General features: G+C 59.9%; 11 protein-coding genes. All 11 read left to right on the top strand.

From position 1 onward, the window contains the following. The first annotated feature begins 135 nt into the window (after positions 1-135). The 11 genes from ACLJPD_RS08630 to ACLJPD_RS08580 all read left to right on the top strand — a co-directional run bounded on the left by ACLJPD_RS08630 (position 136) and on the right by ACLJPD_RS08580 (position 12940). Complete coding sequence (locus ACLJPD_RS08630; RefSeq protein WP_410871328.1) at positions 136-747, top strand: hypothetical protein; 612 nt, start codon at positions 136-138, stop codon at positions 745-747. Positions 748-971: 224 nt separating this feature from the next. Further along, complete coding sequence (locus ACLJPD_RS08625; protein ID WP_410871327.1) at positions 972-3494, top strand: hypothetical protein; 2523 nt, start codon at positions 972-974, stop codon at positions 3492-3494. Between the two features lie 30 nt (positions 3495-3524). After that, a complete protein-coding gene (locus ACLJPD_RS08620) occupies positions 3525-3851 on the top strand; it encodes a hypothetical protein (RefSeq protein ID WP_410871326.1) in 327 nt (108 codons plus the stop codon). 116 nt (positions 3852-3967) lie between these two features. After that, positions 3968-4438 (top strand): hypothetical protein, encoded by a 471-nt coding sequence (locus tag ACLJPD_RS08615; protein WP_410871325.1) that lies wholly within the window; start codon positions 3968-3970, stop codon positions 4436-4438. A gap of 71 nt (positions 4439-4509) precedes the next feature. Further along, positions 4510-5097 carry a hypothetical protein gene (locus ACLJPD_RS08610; protein WP_410871324.1) on the top strand — a complete coding sequence of 196 codons (588 nt, stop codon included), beginning with the start codon at positions 4510-4512 and terminating at the stop codon, positions 5095-5097. Between the two features lie 112 nt (positions 5098-5209). After that, positions 5210-5500, top strand: a complete 291-nt coding sequence (locus ACLJPD_RS08605; RefSeq protein ID WP_410871323.1) for a hypothetical protein — start codon at positions 5210-5212, stop codon at positions 5498-5500. Between the two features lie 74 nt (positions 5501-5574). Next, a complete protein-coding gene (locus ACLJPD_RS08600) occupies positions 5575-5877 on the top strand; it encodes a DUF5361 domain-containing protein (RefSeq protein WP_410871322.1) in 303 nt (100 codons plus the stop codon). 95 nt (positions 5878-5972) lie between these two features. After that, on the top strand, positions 5973-8135 hold the full coding sequence (locus ACLJPD_RS08595; RefSeq protein WP_410871321.1) for a hypothetical protein: 2163 nt from the start codon (positions 5973-5975) through the stop codon (positions 8133-8135). 8 nt (positions 8136-8143) lie between these two features. Beyond that, the gene (locus ACLJPD_RS08590) at positions 8144-9028 is read left to right on the top strand and encodes a phage tail protein (RefSeq protein WP_410871320.1); all 885 of its coding nucleotides are present in this window, start codon (positions 8144-8146) and stop codon (positions 9026-9028) included. A gap of 674 nt (positions 9029-9702) precedes the next feature. Further along, positions 9703-12228 (top strand): hypothetical protein, encoded by a 2526-nt coding sequence (locus ACLJPD_RS08585; RefSeq protein WP_410871319.1) that lies wholly within the window; start codon positions 9703-9705, stop codon positions 12226-12228. Positions 12229-12430: 202 nt separating this feature from the next. Further along, positions 12431-12940, top strand: a complete 510-nt coding sequence (locus ACLJPD_RS08580) for a hypothetical protein (protein WP_410871318.1) — start codon at positions 12431-12433, stop codon at positions 12938-12940. Positions 12941-13018: the final 78 nt, after the last annotated feature.

Raw genomic sequence — 13018 nt, 5'->3', positions numbered from 1 at the left:
GAACTGGCCGTGCTGCTCGCCCCGGTGATCCTGCCGCTGCTCGGCCTGTCCTAACTCCACACCCGCAACCACGCAAAGGCCCGGCCAGCAGGCACGGGCCATTTTCATGCCCAAAAGCTCGGGAGGCTCCACCACATGTCCGGCAAGGAAATCATCGGCTCGGTCGACTTCGGCACCAACGAAACGTCGCCTCCGGAATACGTCCAGACCGAATCCGGACAGCTGGTCACTCCCGAGTTTCTGGCGTTCCTCCAACAAGCTATGTCGGGAAAGCTCGCCGAGCCCGACCACGACGACGAACTCGACCCGGAGGTTCGTGCACTTGCCGAGGAACTTTCGGTCATCCACCTGCCCGAGTGGACCAGCCCTGTCGGCCGCAAGCTGGCCGAACCGACCGTCACTTCGATCAAGCAGGCGACTCGGGTCGCAGAGTATCTGATCAAGCGTGGTGTGCGTGTGCACCCCGAACTCGAGGAGATCCGGTGGATCCCGACACCTGCCGGTGCCCCGGGTGCTTTCGATACCGGTGCTCACATCACCCCGGATGCCGAAGGCAATTGGCCTACGCCTGATGCGGAGGAGTTCTACGACTTCGACGAGATATCTGTCAAGCAGGTCGAGGGGAGTGCGTGGTACGCGACTCATCCCCGCGGGATCGCGTGTGAGGGGAAGACGAAGTCGGAGGCGTATGCGGCGATGGTCGCTGAGCTGCGTCGCCGGATCGACGATGCGGAGCCGCCGCAGTGAACGGGCCGGTACCGGATCCGACGGGCGATGGGCGGTGGTTGCAGAGCCTGACTCCACTCGGTGCGGAGTCTCGCGCGCCCGACCGTCAACCCCGGGTTTTCAACCACTCAGGAATGACCCCGGCATCGGCTTCGCGAGCGTACAACAGGGTTCTCTCTGGTCGAGCACTCGATTCGGCCGGGCAGGGGATACAAACGGCAGTTCCCATCGCAGACGTTCAAGGTTTGAAGGGCGAATACAACCCAGGTACCCATCGGGAGCAGCGGACACCCGATCCGACCACCCCGACGGGTGAAACGCCATCAACTCCAGCGCAGACCCAGCCGACACAACCCAGCCGTGAAGGTCGGCCTCGGACGGACAGCCCGAAACCTGGCGTCGTTCCTGAGTCGTCATCGCCGGTCTCCGTCCAGCCTTCAGGCACGGAAGGCAGTGGTCCGCTCTTCGACCGCCCTGATATTTCGGGAAAGAAGGAGGGCGACACATGGACCGTCGTCCGTGACGGGCTTACTCATACGTACACCATTCCGATTGGCAATGGAAACAGAAGTGTGGACCAGGAAGTCACCCGTGATGGTGTCATGGTCGGAAATTCGCGAGTGGTCTATGGGGAGAACGGTGGGGTGCAGCAGTGGGTCGACGTAGTCGGCAGCGCTTCCCTCTACGCTCAGCAGGATTCCGCAAACTCGAATCAGTACACCCAGCTTTTCGATAACGGAACTTCCACGTCCGGAACCCCGGACAGTGTCCTAGGGACGCTACCAGACCTGAACACCACGTTCACGCTGGTGGACAACGGAGTCCCGATCGGAAGTCTCGAACAAATCAGCACCGAGCCGGGCTTGTACCACACTGCATACATTAATAGGGATGGCGATGTCTCCGTTTGGCGTACCAACGAGACCGAGCACGGCGGGCTGGTAACCAACCCGATTGAGTTCACGGATAACACGGGTCACGGCTGGTTTGCCGGAAACCTGTCGGGCGGGCCGCTGTGGGAGATCGCGCCAAAACTCGATGGATCGAGCCTGTATACGAACACTGAACTAACGAATAATGGAACTCATATTCGAGTCTGGGATCCTGGCAATGAAATGAAATCAGACAAATTCTACTCGAATTCTGGGGTGGGAGGATATCTTGCCCTAACCGACGCGGACGGTATAACCGTCGACGGAGATGACGGGTCGCACACGCGATATGACCGTCTTGGTGCGCTTATTGAATCACGAGGGCCTACTAAGAAGGATCCAAAACCAGACCTCCGCAGCAACTACGAGAGATTCACATCGTTCAGTCGTGACGTTGCTACCGGATTCGAACGCGCCTACGATGAGATGAAAACGGGAATTGCAGCCCTCGCAGGTCAGCAGGACCGTGATGTGGACGGTTGGGGCAGTCGATTCGTGCTCAGCGTGATGGACGGCAGCCTTAAAGACGCGTGGCTTGGATTGGCGACGAGTGGGCTGGGTGTGAGTGTTGGATTGGGATTTACCGCGATCGATATCGCGGCGATTTCGGTTGGGCAAGGTAGCTGGAAGCAACTGGGTCGCGACATTTTGGGAACTGGAAACGAAGTTTCGATATTTGCGACCGGTGCCGACTGGACGCAAGCTGGCGAAGCACCCGGTGAGACCGTTGGGCGCGGATTGTTCGGCGCGATGCTTCTGCTGAGCCCGAAAGGAATCAATGCGACAACCAGTAAACTTCCCCCTCCGAGCGTAGTTAACGCTGCAATAAAGAACGCGGCAAATGCCGCGATCCATAACACATCAGCCAGTCTGGGAAACATCGGGCGATCCTTCGGTCGGCCGACACTTGCTCCGGCCAACGTACGCGGCTTCCCGAGCACAGGTCGTATACCGGGTCCGACCAATTTTGCAACCTCCACTGGAAGTACGCCTTCCGCCCACCACCCCGACATCGCGCCGAATGTCAGCCCGAGCACCGCAAACCCAACCGGGCAAACGCCGCGACACTCGACATCGGGAACAACCGGGAACCGAGGTTCGACCGAAGTACCGGATTCAGATCGGCCGAACAGCGAAGCGCGGCCGTCCGCCCGGGCGGTGACAACAAGTGAGGGCACACTTGAGGGCGCCGCTCCGCGCTCGACTTCTGGCTCGACAATCCGTAATAGTCGGCCTGTTTCCTCCAATAGCAACGTGGGTCCCGCACCGACGAGCCCGGCGACAACTCCGCAGCGTCTTAGTGATGTGGTATTGCCGGATGGAACGACGCTGGGAACGAGGAGATCCGGAAGGTCGGTCTACGGGGATGCTGAATATCACGCTGATGCTTCTCGCTTACCGATGGCAGCTGTGGGACGGCTCGATCCGCCGCCACCTCGTAAGAAAATAGGCCTCGGTAAACGTAAACCGGCCGGATTTGTGGATGGTATGGACAACAGAGGTCACATGATTCCAGAATCCGGTGTCCGCAATCAGGCTGATGCGAATGTTCAGGAAAATTCTATAGCGGAGCATGCTCGATTGAACGGCAAATGGAAAGCGAAGTGGGAGCGGGCAGCTATAAAATATGCGCGCGTGCATCGCGGTGTAACGATGCTCTCGTTGGTGTTGGAGCGTAATCCTGTTACTGATCGCCCGGTCAGGATCCAGCATTCGTTGTTCGATCTCCACGGTTTAGAGATTCCAGGGTTCACGGTTGTGATGTACAATCCAACTACGCCGGGTCGCGTAACCGTGCGAACCGACCCGCCCAATCCTGTTTACCCCAGTCCGTGATCATTATAGTTCCGTTGAAGGGTGCGTTCTATGCCTGATTTTTCTCTCGATCTGCATGCTGAGCTAGACAGAGAGATCGGACAGCTGGTGTTAACGGAGATGTATGAAGACGATAACTCGGCAGACCTCGTGATCGGCGTCGTTGGCGATCAGTTCAGTATCACCCTGAATTCGAATATGCAGCCGATCATCTTTCCGGATGACGACCTGTTGGAGACAGTCGGGCGGTTGGTGTCTCTTCATGCCGAGTACGATTCGCAATTGCGAACCGCTACTTATCATTACGAAAAAGAGCCCGCCGGGACATGGGTCATGGCTGCAAATTTTGAATACAACCGCCCCGAGAGCATAGATTAGGTGCGCAATGTGGTCGCAGTACTGTCTGCTGCATGAAGGCGTTGCCTAACGCAGGGCGTGGCCTATAGGGGATTATCCCGATCGGTTGACCGGTCGGGATTTTTCATGCCCAAATCTTGGTCCAATTAATTTCTGTTCAAGGACTTGACATGAATGAAAAGATACTGTTTTCTGATATCGAACAAACTTTGGTCGATTATCTGACGACGCAACTCGCTGCGGTATCCGATACCGCGACTGTGGTCAGCCGGGTCCCGGACCCGCGTCCGGCCCGGTTGGTGCGAGTTACCAGAAACGACCGAAAAGCCCGAGTCGATGTCGAGGATCGTGAGGGGCGTCGTAGCGCTCACCTGATTCTCGATCGTCCTCGTGTTGTTCTCGAATGCACCGACGACGCCGGCACGGCGGCAACACTTGCCGCGATCGTGCGTTCGATCCTGAGTGCGGCCGCTCCCGGCTACCTGGGCACTGTGTGGTGCGACCAGGTCGAGGATGCCGGCATGGAGAACGACACCGATCCGGTGACAGCCGCGCCGCGGTACACACTTGTCGCCGACCTGATTGTGCGGGGCACTGTCCTCGCCTGACTCCGATTCGGAGTCGAACTGAAGTACCCATCCCGAGGGCCTGCGCAACAATCCCAAGGGAGATAACAACAATGGCTCTGCCTTCCAGTAATTTCATCGGCGCCGGTACCCCCAACCTGGCCGTTTCCGGCGGTGTCCTGGTGGCGCCGCTCAACACCACCCTGCCGACCACCGCGGCCGGCACCATCGCCCCCGCCTTCAAGGCCCTGGGTTATGTCTCCGAGGACGGCATCGAGTCGCTCGGTGAGCGCAAGGTCGAGACGGTCAAGGACTGGAACGCCGACATCATCGCCCAGCTGCAGACCGAGCACTCGGTCCGTTTCGGCCTCACCCTGTACGCGGTGTGGGACCAGGATGTGCTCAGCGAGATCTTCGGTGAGAACAATGTGACCGCCACCGCGGCGACCTCCACCTCGGGCAAGCTGATCAACGTCCGGGAGACCGGCGTGGTTCTGCCGCGTCGCGCGTGGGTCTTCGACATGAAGACCGAGGACAAGAAGCTCCGCATCGTGCTGCCGAACGCCAAGATCTCCTCGATCACCGAGAAGAAGTTCGTGTCCAACGAGCTGGCCGGCTTCACGATCAACGTCGAGGCATTCAAGGACGATTCCGGCATCAAGGCGTACCGCTACCTGGATGACGGTCTCAAGACTGCCTGATTAAAAGCCCCCAACGGCGGCGGGTAAAACACCTATGCGCAGGCCCGCCCGCCGCCGTTGGGCCCTCCCTATTTTCTAAAAACCCACACTCAATCGAAAGGGTCTGCTACCCATGACTTCTCCTGCTGCACCCATCAAAATCACCCAGCCTGCGGTCGTGAAGAACGACTTCACCTACACCGTCGACGGCGCCGATATCGTGCTGCCGTCGCTGTCCTACCTCAAGCCCGGCCTCGTTCGCCGGATCCGTCGCCTCGGCGATGTCGACGCGATGTACACCCTGCTCGAGCTGAGCCTGACCCCCGAGGCATTGGCCGCGCTCGACGAGATGGATCCCGACGCCTACCACCAGCTGCTCGAGGCGTGGCGCGCGCACTCGGGGCTGAGCCTGGGGGAATCCTAAGCCTCGATGCTCTTCTCGAAGAGTACAGCGAGGCAATCGAATACGACCTGATCGTCCTGGGGCTCCGGTTACGGATGCTCGGCACCGACGCACTCGATTGGGCCGACCTGCGATCGATCGTGAAGCACCTGCCGCTCGAGTCGGCGCTGCTTCGGGTGATGCACCCGGAAGGGAGTCGATGGCAGACCGCTGAGCACCTGTTGGCAGATGTCGCCGACAGCCTTCGATGGTTGGCGTGGGCCCGGACCGACGACGGCCGACGCGGGCGCAACATGCCCGAGCCGATCGTTCGCCCTGGCAGGAAGTCGAATCGTGAACGAGTCGGCACGGCAACGGAACTCGACCAGATGAACGACTTCCTCGGCTGGAACGACTAGGTGGCTGCAGCCCCGGAGCGGTCGAACGCAGAAAGTGGATACCAATTGTGAAGAAGAAACGCCCAACGGCGATGACATTGCCGGACGTTCTTGCGATGACCACGAGCGGCACACCGGCTCCGGGAAAGCGGATCAGGCTGCCGAGCGGGGCCGTCTGGGAAGGCGGCTCCGGCGGCGGGACCGCCACGATCACCCTGCCGGAGGAGGCGCCGGTCACCCTCGGTGAGGATGGCCGGATTCCCCCGAACAGCCTGATCGGCGCCGGTTTGTTCGGTCTGCTGTCCGACGTGCTCGGCACCGGGCCGAGTGCGATCGCCGAGCGAGTGGCGGGGCAGGCCATGGATCTGCTCCGTCCGGATACGGACGCGACCGACACCAAAACCCGTCTGATCAAGTTCTCGTCGAAGACTACGCTGCTCAATCCAGCGAAGTCCGAGACCGGAATCGACAATGCGATAGTTGAAAATGTAAGCGCTCCTGCTGGTTACGCAGGCGGTGGCTCGGTCCGTGGTCCTGGCACCGGTAGCAGCGATTCGATCCTGGCTCGGCTGTCGAACGGCGAGTTCGTAGTCAACGCTGCCGCGACCGCCGGTGCGTTGCCGTTGCTGGAAGCGATCAATGCCGGCTGGGTTCCCTCGCCCGGATACCTGGGCGGCATGCTTCCCGGCTTCGCCGGCGGCGGTTTGGTCGGCGACACGGGCATGGGCGATCCGGAGAAGTGGCGCGATCTGCTCGGGACCGGGCTGATCGCGGACGTGATCGGCGGCATCGGCGGTGCCGCGATCAATGCCGCGGGTACCGCGGGTGCGGCGCTCGGCGGTGCTCTGGCGCCTGTGCTGGGTGCGGGCGGGCTGTTCGGCCGTCGCACACCTGAACCGATGAAGGTCGACTTGGGCGCCAACTCGCCGTTCACCGGCGAAGGGCCACCGATCTCTGCTGCGCTCAACGTTGAGCCGCAGGGGCTGATGAGCGCGATGCCCGCGTTCGCCCAGGAGTCGACTTCGTCGCGACAGGGCTCTACGGCACCGCTTTCCGCGCTGTCGGAGGCGTTGTCCGCGGGGATCGTCGCCTCGGCGACGGAAGCCGGTGGTCGGGTCGGTGCGGCGTTGGGTGCGGCTATCGCGCCCGCGCTCGGACCGGCTGGGCAGTTGGCGCCGGAGATCGGCGAGCAGCTCGGGCAGACGATCGGGTCTCGGTTCGGTGGTGGGTTCGCGGCGTCTATGTCGTTGAAGTCCGCGATCGGAGCGATGCCGACAGACGGCTCAGAGCTGTCCTCGGGCGGCAGCGCCGGTGGTTCGGTCGCACCGGGTGGTGCGTCGCCGATGACGCCGAGGGGCTTCGGCGGTGGCGACGGTGGTGCGAGTGGTGGTTCGAACAGCGTTGTTGTCACCGGCGGGTCCGGTGGTGGTTCGAGCACGATGTATGTGCCCAATGGCGCCGGTGGATATTCGGCTGTCGGGCCATCCACGACGCCGCGTACGCCAAGCCTGAGTGAGGGTCTCAAAGGCACGAGCCTTGCCGACCCCACGCATTTCACAACGTACGGCGGAGCCGACTACATCGACCGCGGATCGATCGTCGGTAGCGAGCTGGCGAAGAACTTCGGTGGGTCGCTGGGCCTCAGCGACACCACAGCCCTGCGTGAAGCCGGTTCTACGGTCGGTGCGCTGGCCGGGGCCCTCGGCATCCCGTCGATCTCCAACGCACTCTCAGTCGACGGTGAGCTCGCCAAGCAGCTCGGGATCAATTCCGACAGTGAATTCTTCGTACCGTTCGAACAGCAAAAGGCGTTCGATAACGACGAAGGGTCGAACCTCACAGCCGGCATTCAGGGCTTCCTTTCCGGTAACTCCTCGGGTGGCCTGGTCAAAGGCATCACCGGGGCGGCGAAGGGCGTGGCACAGGACTTGGCGGGTCAGGCGGGCAGCTTCATCGGCGCCGGCCTCGGTACCGCTATCGCCGGCCCAGCCGGCGCTGCGGTCGGTAGCGTGCTCGGATCCCTCATCGGATCGACGGTGGCGGGCAAGGCGGTCGACCTGGTCGCCAAACCAGTCGAATGGTTGGCAAGCACCGCGAAGGAAGTCGTCGGAACCGGCTTCGGTCTGACGGACTTGGCCGACGGCGTCGGCGGGCACACCGCCCGCGGCGACATCTTCAACTTCAACGGTATGGACCCCAAGAGCGTGCAGATGTCCATCGCCCGAGTTCAACGCCGCCAGACGTTTGTGGCACAACGAGGAGGAGGACTCGGTCGATGATCCACCAAATGCTCAACACGCAGGACACCAAGATCGTGGTGTGGGACAACAACGGCAGGGTCTGGCATCTCGCGGGCCCGAACGCCGGTCGCGAAGGTGTAAGGCTCTCGGCACAAACAGGTTTCATGTTCGCGCCGGTCCAGCTACTCACCACCGAAGGGGCCCGCCAAGACGGCGCCACCTTCGCCCGATCGGTCCGCTGGAAGAAGGAATGGGACTTCCTCGCCATCATCTCCACAGCGAGCGGCGCGCAGGAGTCCAACCCGGTCCGCGAATTCCTCGCCGTGCACGACGCGTGGTTCCGTGGCTGGTCCACCGACAAGCCCGTGACCGTCGGCTATTTCACCCGGCACCAAGGCTGGCGGTTCCAGCAATTCCAGCTCGACACCGCCCCTGAACCTTCGGGCGATATCGATCCGGCGCGCAACGGTTTCGCGATGTACAAGATGTCGGCGACCGCGATGGATCCGCTCGAGCGGCACTTCGACGAGACCATGGTGTGGACGAACGCCTCCGGTGTGGGCGAGGGCATTCTGCGCCTGCGCAATGCCGCGGATCAGCCGGCCTGGCCGCGCTACACGATGAACGGCCCCGGCCGTTGGTCGATCCTCGACCCGGTCGAGGGCCTGGACCAGCCGCGCATGGTCCAAACGCCGCGCCTAACCGCAGGCCAAACCCTGCGCATCGACACCCACCCACGCCATCGCACAGCCCGCCTCTACACCGAGGGCAACACGGCCGGCGTGAATGTCTGGGGCCAACTCGCCGGCCGCCGGTGGCTCGCCTCGCTTGACCCGTGGACCAGCACCGACATCGTGGTGAAGGTCGAAGACGGGACCACTGATTCGAGCATCATCGGGGCACTGACACCGAGGTCGTCACGACCGTTCTGATCCTGCGTTCCAACTGAACATCGCTTGAGAGAGAGCCCAATCCCCTTTTTCGGGGGTTGGGCTCTCTCGATTTCTAAGGAGGTATCGCGATGGTGGTACCAGAGCCTTTCGTGGCCTATGACCACACCCAATTCTCCGAATGGCTCGCATCCTTGACCCCATTGGGGGCGGGATCCGGGTCAAGTCCCGCACGAGAACCGCAGGTGCACAACCTAAACGGGATGACTGCCGCTTCGGCGGCGCGGGCATATGAACGGATGCTCGGGGTTCGTGCAATGGACAACCGTGCGCTCGACCAAATCCCTTCGGCCTACTCGATTTCCGATCCAGTCACGACCACTCCGCAGCGTCCGACCCCGGCGAAGCCCACGACACCACCTCCCACGGGTGCTGCACCAACCGGACCTGTGCAACCAGGAATCAATACACCGAGCCCCACAGAGGCAGCTACACCGAATCCTGTCCCGTCGCCGCCACCGTCGCCGGTGGTGACAGATCCGAATGCGCCGACTGGGCCCGTGCAACCAGGTGTAACGACGCCAGCCCCAGCACCAGCACCAACCCCGACGCCAGCGACGCCGTCTCCAGGACCTTCGCAGCCAGGCGTGAATATCCCGCCTCCCCCAACCGATCCGCTGTTGGATGCAAACGGGCCGAACAAGGACCCGCTGCCCATGCCGTCCACTGAAGGTCAGCAGGTGGGCAAGTCATGGACAGAGGAGCGACCAAACGGAATTACGGTCGACTACACGATCCCACAGGGCAACGGACTCAATACAGTTGATGCAATCGTTAGGGACTCTCAAGGGAACATTCTATCCAGAGCCCGCATCGTACGAGTTGAAGAGATTGACGGCACGGCGAAATATGTCCGATGGCAGAGTCACGCCGGAGGCGGAGCTTCATACTATGAATCGGGCGCGCCTGGTCAACTAGGGTATGGACAACACTTCGCCCCCGGCACCTCCACCAGTGGATTACCCACATCGGTATTCGATGCCTCGCCTGACCTGACAAAAGTCCGCACCATCTCGTTAGACAAAGATGGTAATCCGGTCGGTTACGACGTTGGTTCTCGAAATGGGCTCGGCCTCTACGACAACCTCCATTCGGATATGTACAACAATCTCACTTTCACGGAGACAAGCTTTGATCCAGCCGGCGGGCTGGAATCCCGGTTCACTGGGCAGATCGATGCTGGTGGCAGTGGTTGGATAATCGATCAGGAGGACAACCGTTGGGACGTATACCCCGATACCGACGGCAACTCGGTGCAGCGCCGGATCAACCCCATAACCAACGGGTACGAATTCTTGTACTCCGAGGGCGGGATCCAGGTGCACGAACTGCGAGACAAATCCGGCAGGTTGATAAATCTCACGAAGACCGGGCCTGATGGCAAACCGATCAAGCAACTTCTCCGGGTCGGCGACAGCCTCGCTGTAGGTACTCCTGACGTTAGCGGGAAGCTGAGGTTCGCCTTCACTGATTCCACGGGGGTTGGAAATTCGCTCTTAGTCATGCCTTGGGAAGATCGGGCCCGGCCACGGTCTGCCGAGCTGACGTTCTTGCCGAATGGTGGCCTTAGGTTTGTTTACACCGACGGTGGACTGGCCGAATTCGGTCCAGACGGAAAGTCGACGTCATACAAGCCGCCCAAAGACACCCGTGCGTTGTGGAAGAAGGCGGTTTCCTTCGCTGGCAACTACTACTACGGGATGGGCACCAGCGCTCTCGGTGCTATCGAAGGAATCGGTGCTCTTACAGGCATCAACGATGAGGTAAACCGTGCTGCCAACCTAGTCGGCGCTAAAACCGAACTCTTCAGCCGTGAAGACGCACTCAAAGGTATTGCTGGCGGTGTCGGTGAGGTGTTCGGCACCGCATTTGCCGCATACAAGACCCTGGGTGTAGAGGGCTACGGACTGGGTTCGGGCGAACAGTCGCTCGATGAGGCATGGCGAAACATCCGCCGCGCAGTGGGCGCAAATTGGAACGCTACCTCGAAGCTGGCGATCGGTACAGATTGGGAGGGTGCCTCCGGGCACCTGGCCGAAACTTTGGGACATGCTTCCTTCGGAGCTGCGATGTTCTTTGTGCCGGTTAAGGGTGTTGGTGCAGTTGGAAAGGGTGGAAAGCCGCATTCTGGCGGCTCCGTAGGTGGCGCTTTCAATCCTTCGCTGGTCAGCGTGGCTACTCGTTACCTTGACGGACGCGCTACTGCGCCGAAGGTGCTGAAGGACGGATCCGCTTCGAGGGCGGTCCAGTATGGCCGCGAAAGGGTGGGACAACTCAATCATTGGATGAATCAACCCGTCAAGTCTCTGGAGTTTACTGCCACTGTATTTGCGCAAATCTTTGACAACCTGCAACCTAAGGGTATTCTCGCAGACGGGCGATACAACACGGGAATTAATCCGACTGCCGTACCTAACAGATTTGCATCGAATAGCGGCCCTGCGGGGGGGTCTAGCAGTAGGGGCAGTAGAAATTCCGAAGAAGCTATTGCGGTCAACTCTCGCGTGCGTCGTGCAGCTGCTGAGTCGGTTCTAGGGCATCATCTAGATAAGATCACTGATTTGGATGGCTGGCTAAAGATGCATTCAAAGAAGGCTGACGCGGAGTTTGCGCAGACCATTTTCGAGTTATCGGAAGTTGTGAGGGTTCTGGACCGGGATCCTTCGATGAAAGTTCGCACTGCACTGGAACTCGGCCCAGACGGAAAGATTCCGGAGAAGGCTGTCGCCGAGTTCGACCTTCTGTTTACCCCTGCGTCGGGTTCGCAACCGATTCGTGTCGAGGTAACGACCGTGAAAAAGGCATTGAGGAAACCCGATGATCTGACAGTCGGAATTCAGCACGGCCTCGTCAAAATTCATACGCGCCAGAAACTCGGGATCCCACTCACGGGGCCCCTTGAGGTGGTAATATATGGCGAGGTCGGAAGGGCTACGTTAAACCTAAAGGGAATGAATTTGGAATTGTATCCCGATGGCACTGTAGTGCGGAGCAGGCCGACTGGGGAGGCTATCTCGGCTGGAAACATTTTTGATGATCTACTGAAGAACCTGAATCGTGATAGTCCGAGAGGTGTGTCTGACTTGGATAGAATTACCGTCGTCGACAGGTCAACGGGTGCGGTACTCGCCGAGCTGGTTAATGTAAATTCTCAATGGAGCAGGGCTGCAGATGGTAGATAGTCCCCCCGGGGTAGCGATGAATCTTATGGATTCTCCCGGTCGCGTAATACTGATGAGTCGAGAATTGGATGTCCATGAGGACTCGCATGCCGATACATATCGGCTCGCCCTCGATGCACTCTATGGCGTACTCGGTAGTTATTGTCGACCGCTATCATTTGAGATCCTCTACTCATACTGGAACGATGAGTATTATTTCCCCGTGACTTTCAATGACGTGAAACCGCCCGCTGAAATGCTGGCAACATCGCCTTCGCTTCCTGGGCTGGCGCGGTATCCGGTACATGCCGATCGTCCTATGTACGTCGAAGGTGAGCTATGTCGATCGACTGTTGATGACTATATCAATTCGTCAGAGCTGAACTGCGGGTATGTCGAGGGCCATTCAATTGGCTGGATATCGATGGAGGTGCGTTCGTCTATGGCACTGATCGCCGGAATGGGCGCCGGCGTCTCAAAAATTGTTGTGGACCGCAATGGAGAAAAAATAGTTCAGAGTGTCGTTTCTGTCGGTGAACAACTCTGGGGGTATGGTCCTCAGGACGGGTTTCTTAGTCCACCGATCGGGGTCAGGATCTCTCGTGATGAGGGCTGCCTGAGCTTAGAATTGGCACAGTTCTGGTCTATCTGGATCGATGGTGGGGTGGGTGAACCTTACATTTTCGAAGGGGTTTCCGGGCTTGAGCGGAATGGATGGATTCGTTCCGAATAAGTAATGCTGGGTATGGCTAATTGTGACCGCGTAAAGAAAGTAGCGCATTGAGTCGATTTGCGGAGATAATCGTAATTG

The organism is Nocardia sp. A7, assembly GCF_046549215.1.
Lineage (GTDB): Bacteria > Actinomycetota > Actinomycetes > Mycobacteriales > Mycobacteriaceae > Nocardia.
Note: the sequence above shows the minus strand (reverse complement) of the source record. Positions and strands in the feature narration are given on the sequence as shown.